Below are 13,599 nucleotides of genomic sequence, written 5' to 3'. Positions count from 1 at the left end.
TTTTGCCCTTAAGGTGTTGGTATTTCCTAGGTTTTTCTTAGAAAAATGAATGTCCAGGAAAATTCATTTTTTAAAATGATAAGAGAGTGATTTCTCAAGTCAAACATAGGTAGCCAAATGATCCCCTCCCATTTTCAATTTTTACCAGAAATCCCAGCAGACGCCATTCTTCTCAAGGCCATCGAAGGCAAAAGAATCTCAAAGGAAGAGGCAATCCTTCTCTACAAGGAAGCCGATTTCTTAAAAATCCAAATGGTCGCCAGGTATCTCCGTGAAAAAGTGAGACCTCTCTCAGAAGCGAGCTACACCATGTTTCGTGTCGTGAACTATACAAACTATTGCAATGTAGAATGTAGTTTTTGCTCCTTTATGGATGAAATTGGCAATGGTAAGGGCTATGTTTTGTCCTTGGATGAAATTTTAGAGAAAATGGACTTTGCTATGGAGATGGGCGCCGACCAGTTGTTTTTGCAGGGGGGTGTCTACCCAGAACTTCCTTTTTCTTATTATACTGAAATCATTTCGGGAATCAAAAAGAGATTTCCCTCCATGCACATCCGTGCCTTTTCCCCCGTTGAAATCATCAATTTAGAAACCATAACCAAGCGTCCATTGAGAGACGTTCTCATTGAGTTAAAATCCATCGGACTTGATTCCGTGCCAGGAGCAGGAGCAGAAATCTTAACCGAAAGAATGCGGGAGATCATCTCTCCCAAAAAGGCCAGTGTGACTGAATGGGTGCGTGCCATGGAAACCTGCCATGAAGTGGGTCTTCCCGGATCTGCCAATGTCGTATTCGGATCGGAAGAAACTCAGGAAGAGGTAATCGAACATTTGCAAGTCATCCGAGACCTTCAAGATCGAACCGGTGGTTTTTTGTCTTTTATCCCGTGGACCTTTCAGCCACAGACAAAAAGATTTAAAATTCGTTCGGTTCCAACACATGAATACCTGAAAGTTTTGGGAATCTGCCGTATCTTTTTTGATAACATCGCTCATATGGAAACTTCCGTTATGGTGCTTGGAAAAGGTGTCGGCCAATTAGCCCTCTTGAGTGGAGCAGATGATATATCGTCTGTGGTAATCGAAGAAAATGTCCTTCGTTCTTTTGGACTCAAGTCTGAAAAAGAGGCTCAAAAGTTTCTAAAAGAGGGTGGATTTACACCAGTGCGACGAAATTTACTCTACGAAAATGTGGAGATGCCAGTCCTTACCTAGTTCTCGCTAGGCGATACTGTTTGTAGGTGGGAGGATCGTGATACGATTTCGACCTGCATTTTTTGAAGCATATAGAGCCGTATCAATTTTATGATATAGCTCATCAAAAGTAGGATCTTCATTGGAACCAAACATGGTGGCTCCTATTGATACCGTAATCTGAATGGTTTCGCCTGGTTGGTTGTAAACAGGGATCCGAAGGATTTCAATTTTCTCTCGAATACTCTCTGTTAAGGTTTCAAGTCCGATGCTATCGACAGGGGAGGCTAAAATACAAAACTCGTCTCCACCAATTCTTGCTGCAATGTCAGTAGATCGAACGCGAGATTTTAAGGTTTTACCAAACGCTTGAATCGCCAAGTCCCCTTGCTTATGACCAAATTTGTCGTTGATTGCTTTTAAATGATCCAAATCTAAGATGACAAGCCCGATATAAAAATCTTCCCGCTTTGATCTCTTCTTATACAAGTCAAATTGTTCGAGTAGGTGGCGCCTGTTGAAGAGATCGGTCATGGAATCAATGCGAGATAAATCGTGAATTTTTTGATTGATCCTTAGGAGTTTTCCAACCGTAATGCGAAGGCGAATCTTGGATCGGTATTCTTCAAATCGCCAAAAGTTGATGAGGAGATTTGCAGTAAAACCCATACCCAAAAGAAAGGTGACAATCAATATATCTTGGTAAAAAACGAACCGATCAAATCCCAAATTTTCAGAAAAATTTAAATGGAGTGGAATGAAGATAAACACATAAAGTAAGGAAAGTAAAAAAATACGAACTGGTTCAATCCATAAAATAATCGCCGAACTTGCGATCACAATTGCAGATCCATAAAGATAATAAGAGTGATTTGGCTTATCATAAACCATCATAGGAATGTAGATTAAAATCAAAGAAGTAACAAAAAAACCAGTGAATGAAAAGATATGTCTTTCAAAAAATCTAAATCTTTTTTTGGCAGAGATGTAAGCAGTAAAACAGATGAGTAAGGCGGAAATCCTAAAGAACGCGATCCAAAAGCTTGCTTCTTTCGTCCGCACGAGAGAATCCACAAAAAAAAGTGAGACCATGGATGTGAAAGCACTGAGCACACCAAAAATCATAACCGAAGAGCGGATATCGGAGAAATTGGTCGCGATAAACGTAGGGTGGTATGTACGTAGGAAAAGTTTACGTATGATAAAATAGAATCTTCTAAAATTATAACGTCGCATAGTCTCTTCCTCCTACTAATGTAATAGAGAGAGAGGATTCTTGCAAGTAATATGATGATTTCAAAATAAAATGACTTTCCTTGGATTACGTACAAGTACATCTGGAAGCGTCATGCCGTCTCCACCAAGGCTACGAAGCCGAGTATTCCCAATATAGAGGACTACGCCCTTGATTCCAAAATTTCCAATGAAGCTGTAACAGATTTGGTCAAGGCGGTCTTTCAAAATTTCAGGACTTCCACCTATTTCTAAATCTCTAGAAAAAGAAATATGTAAAATACCTTCTTCCATTTTATAATTTGTGTCAAATCTGAGTTTCTTTGGAAGTGAATTCAGGACACCTTTCGATTTCTCTTCAGGATTTGGTCCATTCTGCAGCTGAGATAGAATAAAGGGAATGGGGTCACCGCCGTTGAACTGCCGTGTAACTTTGACTAGTTGGGACTGACTATTTTTACCTTGTCCATAGAATTTTAAAAAATAAACAGAGAGGTAACCGGCATCCTCTTTTAAGGATTTTCCATGGAAAGGGAAACGATCCTCAGGTAAAGTCACCTCGGGAATGCTAAAACCATCATCTAGCAAAGGTTTGGTTTGTGCGGGTTTTTCGCTGATTGCTACGGTATTCTCAAGGGCTTCTTCTTCCCAAGCTAAGTCATCTTCCCATTCTCCATTTCCGAAGGGATCAGAAGACGCCACTGGCATTCTTTTTTGACCGCTGTTACCAATGTTTTTAAAACTGTCCTTGGACCAATTTTTAACCATGCCTTGCCCCGAAAATCCAAGTGACTTTTCGATGAGAACGAGTACAAAAAATAGTCCCGCCAGTACATAGCTGAGCGACTTCGTTCTATCGTTTGTTTGCAACGGAGGAGGTGCCACAATTAAAGAATCGGTAAATTTTTACGAAAGGGGTTCTAAAAAAAATCTTTTAGAGCTTGGAGATCTTTGAATTCCCATTCAAAATCAGGAATCTCGCCACTTGTGGCATGGCCGTAAGAACAGAAGCCAAACCGACATCCATTTTTCCTTGCCGCCTCCCAATCACTATACCTATCACCTACAAGGACAATGGTATCTGGGGAGAAATTGTATTTTTTAATGTATTCCGTAATGATATCGCCTTTCGTACAGATATTTTCTTGGTTGATGACCAAAATGGGTTCGAAATAGGACAAAACTCCTGCCGTATCCAGAACTGTTTCCACGTACGCTCGCCTGCCATTAGAGGCACAAGTAATGGTGTATCCCTTTTCTTTGAGGTAGTGAATGGTGGAGCCGACACCTGCATAAAAGTCACCACCGCCATTGCGGATCGAATCGCATAAAAGATCGAGCACACGGCTGGAAATGCCTTCTCTTTCCGTTTCAGGCAGATCGGGGAGTAAGTTGGCAAAAATCTCGCGAACTGGTTTTCCGATTTCCATCATGATTTGATCATGGGATGGTAATTTTGTCAGTTTTCCTGTCTTATGAGCAAACTCTTCGATTGCCTGGACATAGGTCTTGAAGATTATGGATTCAGAGGAAAATAGGGTGCCGTCCACATCGAAGGCTACCATCCTAATTTCACCAGGAAGATTTTCAAGCATTACCGCCATGAAAGAATTTGGCAATGAAAAGGCAAGTAAGGAATTCACTGTTATGTTATCCTTTTCTTCTCACGAAGAAATCATCACGAATCGAAAAGAATTGTTTGAACGGACGAAATGGACGGATGCAACGTCACACCTTCAGAACCGAGTCAAGGGTGAAGATTTGTCAAAATATTTTCTTCTCACTGATTCTGAGAAAATTGGGATCAGAGATACAATACGCTTGAATGTCTCATCAACTCCTTATTATTTAAGTTTATCCGATCCCTTTGATCCAGACTGTCCCATAAGAAGGATGATTGTTCCCAATTCCAGTGAAACCGTACTTTCACCAGAGGAATCTCCCGACCCACTGCACGAGGAAAGGTTATCTCCCGTTAGGGGTTTAACTCATATGTATCCGAATCGAGTATTATTATTCTCAAATCATTCGTGTAGCGTCTATTGTAGACATTGTATGCGCGGTAGAAAGGTATCGGCATCAAGTGAACGGATGTCAAAAGAGGAACTAGAAGTAGCAATAGATTATATTCGAAAAACAGAATCTATTGAGGATGTGGTCATTAGCGGGGGAGATCCGTTAAACCTTTCCGACACTCGCATTGATTGGATACTTGGAGAATTAGAATCCATACCGCATGTAAAAATTTGTAGGTTAGGAACTCGCAACCCAGTTACATTGCCCTTTCGCATCAACCAAGCCTTATGCGAGATCATTGAGAAACACAATACGGATAGACTTTCGATCTTTTGTAATACCCAATTCAATCATCCCAAAGAATGCACACCCGATGCAAAGCATGCCATCCTTGCGCTTTTAAAGGCGGGAGTTTCTGTCGGAAACCAAGCCGTTCTTCTCAAAGGGATCAATGATGATCCCGAGACTATGCTTGTCTTACATAAAAAATTGCTAGAGATGCGCGTTCGTGCATATTACTTATACGATCCAGAACTGATTCCAGGTTCAAGAGGCTTTCGAACTCCTCTTGGCAAAGGGATTGAAATCATCAGGTATATGAGAGGCAAGATTGCAGGAATGGGAATCCCACAATTTGTAAACGACTTGCCAGGCGGAGGTGGAAAAATCACTCTTTCCCCAGACTGGTATTTAGGATACGAGAAGAGTACCCGCAAACATGCGTTTGTTTCTGCCGTTACCGGCAAAATTCACTATTCCTTCGAACCAGAAGGATCGGAAGAATTTGTTTACAAGGAATTCCAAGAGGATATGGGAGGCATGGATTGAAAACGATTCTCCTCGCGGCTGATATCTATGAGCATGGTCCCGAGGGATATACGCAAGAATGGGAATCTGAAAAGTCGATACTCTTATTGCAGGAATCACTGATCCGTCTCGGTCATTCCGTTTTTTTATTGGAGAGACCAAAACAGGTCGCAGAATTCATTTTGGAATATTTGAAAGGAAAGCCAAGAGAAGATCTGATCGTTTTCAATCTCGTGGAAGGGTATCAGTCAAGAAATCGCGAAGGTTATATCCCTAGTCTATGTGAATACCTTGGAGTCAGTTATACGGGTTCAGATACCTATGCACAGGCTGTATGTCTGGACAAACATTTACTCAAGCTAATCTGCAAGGATTTAGATATTCTAACTCCTAAATCGAGGCGACTGACAAATACTTCAAGAACCATAAACGGGCTTAAATTTCCACTGTTTATCAAACCAAATGGGGAGGGATCTAGCTTAGGAATTAACGAAGAGAGCATACTACATTCAAATTTCGATTTTGAGAGAGTCTCAGATAAACTCTTTGGCAAATATGATACTCTACTTTTAGAAGAATTTATTCCTGGTGAAGATATTACCATTGGATTATTGGGTCATTCTGATCACTACCAGCTAACAGATCCGGCTCGAATTTCCTATTCAGGAACTACCTATTCAGAACAGATTAAATCGAAATCGGGAATGCCTGAAATCTTAAATTTTGACCTTCCAGACGGGATAGCTGAACACTTAAAACAGGTTAGTTTGAAAATTGCCAACCATTTGAAAATCATAGGTCCTGCACGTTTTGATTTTAGATGGCAGGGAGAAGAAATTTATTTTCTTGAATTGAATCTAACACCAGGTCTATCAAAAGTTTACTCAACTCTTCCCATGTGCTGGGAAAATTCAGGAAGGAGTTACGAAGAGATGTTGAAACTCATTTTAATCTCGGCTCAGGAAAGATTCGAAAACTCATCCGAACAACATTATGGAAAAGGAATACCTTTGTATGAATGAGTTCATCCAATCCCTACAAACCGAGGTCCAAAATCATTCGGTCTTAACGAATCCATGGATTCAGGAAAAATCTAAACAATTGGAGTTCGAGGATTTGTTGTTATGGCTTTCCCAGGAATATTATGTATCAGTTGGATTTGTGAATTGGTTTTTACTTGTGGCGGCCAAAACGAATGATCAGCTCGCGAAGATTATTTTAGTTGAAAACATTTGGGAAGAATTGGGAGAAGGGAATGTTGCTGAAACACACGTTAGCATTCTCGAAGATTTTCTTGAAAAGTTAGGCTTCAATTTAAAAGAAAATCAAATCCTGGAAGAGACTAAGGAGTATCTTTCTGATATGGAAAATATCATCGAAAGAGGTTTTTTTTATGGTCTTGGAGCACTGGGGCCAGCCAATGAGTATTTATTGAAATTGGAATATTCGAAAATAGCAGATAGCTATCAGGAATTAAAAGAAAGCCGACAATTGCCCGAGGGTAAATTTTTTAATGTGAATTTGAATGCGGACGAAGGACATAGCAAGAGAATGTTTGATCTGATAGAACTAACAGCAAAAAACGATGGGGAAAAACAAGAAGTAAGCATAGGAAACCAATTGGCACTTGATGCGCGTGCAAAATTTTATGTCGGTTTGAATCGAATTTCTCCAGTTAAGTCTTCTTAAAGACGGGAACGCATTTTCTTTAGTAAATACATAGTAAGCATCCCAACAAAAGGGATCAAAGGCAGGTAGAGTAACACGGCAACAAACATATACTTTTTAGACCAAAACATCATTCGTCTAACAGCAAAAAAGCCTGGGAACCTTGTGTTTTCGAAAACCAATTGAACATCACTTTCACACATTGGAGTGGTCAGAGAAGGGTGAACAGCATGTAGCTCTTCCTCAGTAAGGTCTCGAAAGGATTTGAACTCGATCTTATCTAAATCAGTTTCCTGTTTCCAATAATTTGCTAAATCTGAACAGAAGCTACAATTTCCATCGTAGAGAAAGACTGCTTTCATTCATTTCTCGTTTGGGAAAAGATCTTCGGGTTGTGAGCGCAAGTATTGGATGACACTTGGAATTTTTTCTTGAGGCATAGCCAGCCAGTAATAATACCATAGCTCGTCTTTCTCAATCCCTTGCGCGACTTTCATATACCACTTATTGATATTATTGTCTGGTTTGGACCTCCAAAAAAGAGGAAGGCATTCTTTTGAAATTAAATCCCAAATATCTCGTCCAACACCGGCACCGCGAGCAGTCTCATTAACAGCAAACTTAGATAAGAGATAACCAAACTCTGATTTGTTTAGCCAGGCACATGCCTGATACTCGGCTTCTAGAAATAAAACATCAAATTTGGAAACTTTGAATTCGGGTTTCAGTTTTTTTCGAAAGCTTGTTTCAATCAGAGAAAAAAGTCTAGTTTGGTCTATGGATTCAGACGTAGTGAACTTTTGGATTTGGTTTTCTTTTCGTATTAGAGTGCCACTTCCCTTGATTGTGAACAGCTCTCGGAGAAGTGTGTAAGGTGAAGTTAAGACGGCTGAAAATTTAGGATCATTTCTTTTTTGAACAAGGGACTCCGCAAGTGTTAGAAAATGTATGTCCCTATCAGAATCTGCTAAAGCAACATTGGATTTAAAATTCTTTAACTTTTCTCCTGTTGCAAGATGTGAGATGACTTTTCCCGTATCTTCATCATAGATGGGACCGTCATGATGTAGTTGTATGAATTTGTTTGAGTGAAGGGCCTCAATGATGTCGTATAGGAATGCATCAAATTCTATGCTTCCCTGATTCCAAATTAAGATCGGAACTTTTTTGTGCGCAATGCTCTCCTTCACATCGATCAGAAGGTTTGTGTAATACGTTATAACTGTGTAAGGGAATCCGATTCCCGTTGCGGAAGATTGCACATTTGCAGGGAAAAAAAGGCTTAAATATTGGATGGATTCTTCTTCTAAGACAAGAACTGGAAATAATTCTAATTTCGAAAGCAACTTAATATCGGAGAATAAAGCTTCAGAACTTTCGAGAATTGTATTCACATCTGCGTATAAGACTGCGAAACTTTCTGGAGATAGTGATTTAAATTCCTCAAGGAAGTGCAATCCATCCCTAGGATCTCTAGTGATTTCAAAAACTTTCGATAGGATATCTTTGGAGTTCATTGCCTTCTTGCTAAGTCGCAGAACGAATCTGATAATTTACAATCTTTGCTTTTAAATTTGCATGCTTAAGAGGTAAATGAGAATGCTCCTTCATGCCGAGTTTGCCTAGAAGAGCAAATTCTCCACATAACACAGTCAGCTTCCAGCCAGGAAATTCATTCTTAAAAACTCTGCCCATTTGAAAATACATTTCACGTAAGTTTTCGATTGGTTTTCCAATACGCTCTCCATAAGGCGGATTTGTCACGAGATGACCAGCTTCTCCAAAGGTATTTTTTAAATTTAAAACGTCTCCTGACTCAAAATGAATCCAATCTTCAACTCCAGCCTCATATGCATTTTCCTTGGCAATGCGAATCGCCTCAGGATCAATATCGAAACCAAAAAGTGTTTTCTTTTCAGGAGGAGGCGAGACTGCTTTTGAGAATTCATAATCAGGAAATAATTTATGAAAAATCGGCGATTCATCTAGAATGTAACGATTGATCTCCCCATTTAATTTTGATACAAGAGCTGCTTCGATGAGAATCGTTCCCGATCCGCACATCGGATCAACAAGCGTGTCCCCAATCTTCCAATCGGAAACGGCGAGCATTGCCTGTGCAATAGGTTCTCTAACGGGAGCAAGTCCTGCTTCTAACCGGTAGCCTCTCCTAGCGATAGACTCCCCAGTAAACGAGAGCTCAATGCTGAATTTGTCTAAAAATGAACGCAATACAACGGTTATATCGGAAACTTTTTTCTCAATGCCGGGTAACTTTACTTTTCGCTCGCGCAAGCTATCTAATATAGAGTCTTTAAGTTTGTGAACGGCAAATTGAGAATTTTTAAGAGAGTCTTTTGTTTGTGCATCGATACGAAAAGTTTGGTGTGGTTCGATCCATTTTTCCCAAGGAATTGATTTAGCATTGGCATATAACTCATCATAATTTTCAGCTTTTTCTTGGAGGATTTGGAGCGTGACTCGTGAACTAAAACGAGTGCGTAAGGCAAAATCTATTACGTTTTGTTTTTTACCCGTAAAAAAAACACCGCCACGGTTAGAGCTAATGACACTTAAATGGTTTGCCTTAATTTCCGTTTCGACGAGCGGAGAAAGTCCTTCCCCGCAAACGGCATGATAGATGGTTTGTGAAGGTTTTATGCCTCGTCTCCTATTTTTTGAGAAAGGTAATTTTGGACACCTAACTCAGCTACAAGATTCAATTGTGTTTCAATCCAATCTATATGTTCTTCCTCGGCTACGAGTATTTTCTCAAGCAACTCCCTTGTTCCGTTGTCTTTCATGCCCACGCAAATGTCTATGCCACGATTTAATCTTTCCACGGCACTGAATTCCAATTGAAGGTCATTTGCGAAAATTTCAGAAACGTTTTTACCAACATTGATCTTCATATACTTTTGCAAGTCAGGAATTCCGTCAAAGAACAGGATGCGCTCGATGAGTTCATCCGCATGTTTCATCTCATCTATGGATTCTTTTCTCAGATATTCGGCAAGTGTCAAATACCCCCAATTTTTACATAACTTTGCATGAATGAAATACTGATTGATGGCCGTTAATTCAGCGGAGAGTACTTCGGCGAGGATATCTAAGACTTCTTTTTTACCTTTCATGATGGTTACCTGCTCAATTCTACGTTCATTAGGAATGATAAAATGCTTTCGCTTTCGGAGCAAGCTTAAACTATAATCGTATGACTAAAGTTTTCATACATGGACCATCACTGAGTCCGTTTGGAAAATTCTCCGGTACATCTTTGCAATTATCTTCAAATACTGCGCGAGAGTCAGTCATGTCCTTTGGACCTGAGAAAATAGAATTTTTAGTTTTTGCTAGCTTTTGCCCAGAAGTTTACACAAAGGAATTCCATTTACCTGCGAAAATCGCAGAAAATCTGGGGTTAAAAGATGCCTTTGTCGTAAGATCCGAAACTGCCTCATCCGCAGGTGCTTCCGCATTCCAATTAGGTGTAAGGCTCATTCAGAGTGGAAGATTCAAACACGGGTTAGTGATTGCGACTGAGATCATGTCTCAATTAAACCGAGAAGAAAACAATCTCTTGTTAGGTTCTGTTCTTTCCGACGCACAACGTGCCCTTGGTATGTCCATGGCGCAAGGTGGTGCTATGCTCACTCGTCGCTATTTGGACTTGTATGGATATGCGGATTCTGATTTATTTTTCCTGTCAAAAAAACTCCATGACAATGGATTAAAAAATCCCATATCTCAAATTAAAAAAAATTTAAGCTTAGAAGATTATACGAATCAGGTTAAAATTTCATCCCCGTTAGGGTTGTATGATATCTCTCCGCTTTCTGATGGCTCGGCTAGTTTGATCTTATCCACAGATAAGAGTGAAATCAGTGTGCGAGGTCTGGGTCATGGAACCGGAAGTTTTTCTGCGAGTGGAGATCCGAGTTTTCCGGCGAGCATTACTGCGTTTTCCCGAGCCTATGCGGAAGCGCACCTTCAGGCGAGTGACATTCATTTTGCCGAATTGCATGATGCGTTCACTCCTTTCGAACTCATTGGTGCTGAGGATGGGAATTTATTTCCGAGAGGCGAAGCATTGCGACGAGTGATTAGCGGTGTGACTCACCCAGAAGGCGATTTACCTATCAATGTTTCTGGTGGTCTAAAATCAAGAGGCCACCCCGTGGGTGCGTCAGGCCTTGCCCAAATCGTCGAAATCTGCAGATTTTTTCCAAGGAAAAAAAATCAGGTATTTGCTTTAACTCACAGCATTGGTGGGCTGGCAACGAATAACTTTGTTTCGATATTCGAGAGAGAATCATGAGAGAAAGAATTCTGATACTTCAAACTGCTTATCTTGGAGATTTGATTCTTTCTACTGCGTTTTTTCATGCAGTTAGAAAAAAACATCCCGAATCCATCATTCATTTAGTATGTAATAGTGGGACAGAACAGATATTAGATGGGAATTCTGACATTGACCTTGTGATTCCCATGGATAAAAAACGTATTAAAAAAAGTATTCTAGGATTTATCGCATTTGTTAAGAAATTAAGAGCCGAAAAATATAATATTGTATATGCGGCACACTTTTCGTTTCGCTCAACTTTACTCAGTTTTTTTACGGGAGCCAAGACAAGAGTTGGCTACGCCGAGTCTGGGTTTTCTTTTTTACATACAAAAACAGTGAATCGACCAAGACTAGGTCCTCATGAAGTTGAGAAATTATTTAGCCTCATTTACGAATCAAAGGAAGATTATCCCGCTGACAGGGACAGGCGGCCTTTTCTATTTTTGAATCAAAAAGACTTAGAATCCTTTGAAAAAGCAGCCCAAACCTTAAAGATTGGTGACTCTGGTTATATTTTGATCGCACCTTCCTCTCTTTGGGAAACCAAAAGACTGCCAGAAGAAAAGTTTGTCTCTATTCTCAGTTTGATTTTGAGGAAGCGAAAAGAAACTGTCATTCTCATTGGCTCTAAGGCAGATGAGAGAATACAAGAACGAATCCTCCAGCTTCTCAAGATTGAACCCCTCAAGGTAAAAGAGCGGTCAAGGCTTGTTTCCTTAATCGGAAGAACGAGTCTTGGCGAGCTTTCCGTTTGGATTAGAAATGCCAAGGCTATCATCTCCAATGATTCAAGTCCGATACATTTTGCATCTGCTTTTGATATTCCGACTGTGATGGTTTATGGTGCCACCATACCAGCCTTTGGCTATTCTACTTTATCCTCTCAGCAGAGAATCGTAGAAGTTAAGGATTTAAACTGTAGACCTTGCGGCATCCATGGCGGTAATTCTTGTCCCAAATCTCATTTTAAATGCATGTTAGACCAAGACCCTTTAAAAATATTCAATTCTCTAGAGGAAATTATAAGATGACTGTGAAGGAAATCGATCACTCTCTATTTCAAAAACGCATCAAAAATGTACAAAAGGAACTCAGTGATTCTGACTTGCTTTTGGTATTTGCCGCAAATCATAAAATTAGAAATCGGGACGTAGAATTCAAGTTTAGGCAGGATTCCGATTTCTATTACCTTACTGGGATTGTCGAGGCAGATGGTATTTTATTTATATCGAAGCAGGAAGCGGGAATGTTTTGTCTGCCAAAGGATAAAGAAAAAGAAATATGGACGGGAACGCGCCTTGGCAAAGATAAAATAAAATCCCTGCTTAAGCTCACTAAGACATTTGATATTTCGGATTGGGATACCGAGAAGCACAATCTATTCTTAGGTTTTACAACACTTTATTATTTTTTTGGTTATGATGATAGAAGAGATCTTGATATCCTGCGAACAGCAAGGGAAGTCTCACTAAAAGTCCGTGAAGGCAAATTTGGACCTTCCATGATCAAGGAGCCTCAATTTTTGCATGAACTCAGACTAAGGAAAACGAAGGAAGAAATAGACCATTTAATGGAGGCAAGTCGGATCACGGCAAAAGGACATATTCAAATCATGAAGGAATCGAAACCAGGAATGTATGAATATGAATTGGAAGCGATCTTAGAAAAAATCTACCTGGAGAATGGAGCTTGGGGCGGAGGGTATGGGCATATTGTTGCTACTGGAAAAAACGCATGTATTTTGCATTACGTATCGAATACAACAAAACTAAAAGAAAGCGATTTGGTACTAGTCGATTCTGGAGCAGAGTATAACTATTATACCGCAGATGTGACCCGAGTATTTCCTGCCGGAAAAAAATTTACCGAAGCTCAGAAAATGATTTATGAGGTCGTGCTCGCATCTGGCAAAAATGCCATACAATATTCAAAGGAAGGGACACCATTTAACGAAATCCATACGAAGACTGTACATTTTCTTTCCGATTGCTTGAGAGATATGGGGTTTCTTTCGGGAAGTCTTGAATCCATCATAGAAACTGGAAGCTATAAAAAATTCTATATGCACAGGACTGGTCATTATTTGGGTATGGATGTCCATGATGTAGGAAAATATTATATAGATGGAAAAAGTAGAAAACTTCAAAATGGGCAAGTAATGACCGTCGAACCAGGTTTATATTTTGATCCAGAAGATGGGGATATTCCAAAAGAATTTCGTGGAATTGGTATTCGAATCGAAGATGACATCGTCATATCAGGGAAAAATCCTATCAATCTAACGGCGAGTATACCGAAAGAAATTTCCGAGATTGAGGCCTTAAAACAATAAT

General features: G+C 39.9%; 14 protein-coding genes. 7 read left to right on the top strand and 7 right to left on the bottom strand.

Annotation, left to right across the window (positions count from 1 at the left end; translation table 11 throughout):
• The first annotated feature begins 117 nt into the window (after positions 1-117).
• Positions 118-1,218: a cyclic dehypoxanthinyl futalosine synthase gene (mqnC, locus tag EHQ58_RS14715; RefSeq protein WP_135624645.1), complete on the top strand. Its 1,101-nt coding sequence runs from the start codon at positions 118-120 to the stop codon at positions 1,216-1,218.
• A 6-nt stretch (positions 1,219-1,224) separates the two neighbouring features.
• Here the strand turns inward: mqnC and EHQ58_RS14710 are convergent, their stop codons facing one another.
• From EHQ58_RS14710 to EHQ58_RS14700, 3 genes are read right to left on the bottom strand one after another with little or no spacing between them, the layout of a single operon-like run.
• The gene (locus EHQ58_RS14710; protein WP_135624644.1) at positions 1,225-2,433 is read right to left on the bottom strand and encodes a GGDEF domain-containing protein; all 1,209 of its coding nucleotides are present in this window, start codon (positions 2,431-2,433) and stop codon (positions 1,225-1,227) included.
• Positions 2,434-2,493: 60 nt separating this feature from the next.
• Complete coding sequence (locus tag EHQ58_RS14705) at positions 2,494-3,315, bottom strand: GerMN domain-containing protein (protein ID WP_135624643.1); 822 nt, start codon at positions 3,313-3,315, stop codon at positions 2,494-2,496.
• A gap of 35 nt (positions 3,316-3,350) precedes the next feature.
• On the bottom strand, positions 3,351-3,995 hold the full coding sequence (locus EHQ58_RS14700; RefSeq protein ID WP_210412834.1) for an HAD family hydrolase: 645 nt from the start codon (positions 3,993-3,995) through the stop codon (positions 3,351-3,353).
• Positions 3,996-4,077: 82 nt separating this feature from the next.
• Between EHQ58_RS14700 and EHQ58_RS14695 the strand changes: the two genes are divergently transcribed.
• The 3 genes from EHQ58_RS14695 to EHQ58_RS14685 are packed head-to-tail and all read left to right on the top strand — an operon-like array spanning position 4,078 to position 6,942.
• On the top strand, positions 4,078-5,274 hold the full coding sequence (locus EHQ58_RS14695; RefSeq protein WP_135624642.1) for a KamA family radical SAM protein: 1,197 nt from the start codon (positions 4,078-4,080) through the stop codon (positions 5,272-5,274).
• On the top strand, positions 5,271-6,275 hold the full coding sequence (locus EHQ58_RS14690) for a D-alanine--D-alanine ligase family protein (RefSeq protein ID WP_167883642.1): 1,005 nt from the start codon (positions 5,271-5,273) through the stop codon (positions 6,273-6,275). The genes EHQ58_RS14695 and EHQ58_RS14690 overlap by 4 nt, the downstream gene beginning before the upstream one ends.
• Positions 6,268-6,942, top strand: a complete 675-nt coding sequence (locus tag EHQ58_RS14685) for an iron-containing redox enzyme family protein (RefSeq protein WP_135624640.1) — start codon at positions 6,268-6,270, stop codon at positions 6,940-6,942. Before EHQ58_RS14690 ends, EHQ58_RS14685 begins: the two co-directional genes overlap by 8 nt.
• On the opposite strand, the gene EHQ58_RS14680 is transcribed toward EHQ58_RS14685, so the two are convergent.
• From EHQ58_RS14680 to bfr, 4 genes are all read right to left on the bottom strand, one after another.
• A complete protein-coding gene (locus EHQ58_RS14680) occupies positions 6,939-7,283 on the bottom strand; it encodes a DCC1-like thiol-disulfide oxidoreductase family protein (protein WP_135624639.1) in 345 nt (114 codons plus the stop codon). The genes EHQ58_RS14685 and EHQ58_RS14680 overlap by 4 nt on opposite strands.
• Positions 7,284-8,438 carry an acetylglutamate kinase gene (locus EHQ58_RS14675; protein WP_135624638.1) on the bottom strand — a complete coding sequence of 385 codons (1,155 nt, stop codon included), beginning with the start codon at positions 8,436-8,438 and terminating at the stop codon, positions 7,284-7,286. It abuts the gene before it with no gap.
• A gap of 10 nt (positions 8,439-8,448) precedes the next feature.
• Positions 8,449-9,390 (bottom strand): THUMP domain-containing class I SAM-dependent RNA methyltransferase, encoded by a 942-nt coding sequence (locus EHQ58_RS14670; RefSeq protein WP_425460490.1) that lies wholly within the window; start codon positions 9,388-9,390, stop codon positions 8,449-8,451.
• Positions 9,391-9,578: 188 nt separating this feature from the next.
• Entirely contained in the window at positions 9,579-10,055 is a 477-nt protein-coding gene (gene bfr / locus EHQ58_RS14665) for a bacterioferritin (protein ID WP_135624636.1), read from the bottom strand.
• An 80-nt stretch (positions 10,056-10,135) separates the two neighbouring features.
• Here bfr and EHQ58_RS14660 point away from each other — a divergent pair, with 80 nt between their 5' ends.
• From EHQ58_RS14660 to EHQ58_RS14650, 3 genes are read left to right on the top strand one after another with little or no spacing between them, the layout of a single operon-like run.
• A complete protein-coding gene (locus tag EHQ58_RS14660; protein ID WP_135624635.1) occupies positions 10,136-11,239 on the top strand; it encodes a thiolase family protein in 1,104 nt (367 codons plus the stop codon).
• Positions 11,236-12,297, top strand: coding sequence for a lipopolysaccharide heptosyltransferase II (gene waaF / locus EHQ58_RS14655; RefSeq protein WP_135624634.1), 1,062 nt, complete (start codon positions 11,236-11,238; stop codon positions 12,295-12,297). The genes EHQ58_RS14660 and waaF overlap by 4 nt, the downstream gene beginning before the upstream one ends.
• The gene (locus EHQ58_RS14650) at positions 12,294-13,598 is read left to right on the top strand and encodes an aminopeptidase P N-terminal domain-containing protein (RefSeq protein ID WP_135624633.1); all 1,305 of its coding nucleotides are present in this window, start codon (positions 12,294-12,296) and stop codon (positions 13,596-13,598) included. The genes waaF and EHQ58_RS14650 overlap by 4 nt, the downstream gene beginning before the upstream one ends.
• The last annotated feature ends 1 nt before the right edge of the window (position 13,599 follow it).

This window comes from Leptospira ognonensis (assembly GCF_004770745.1).
Taxonomy (GTDB): Bacteria; Spirochaetota; Leptospiria; order Leptospirales; family Leptospiraceae; genus Leptospira_A; species Leptospira_A ognonensis.
The sequence above is the reverse complement of the archived record's forward strand: the minus strand, read 5'-3'. Positions and strand labels throughout refer to the sequence as shown.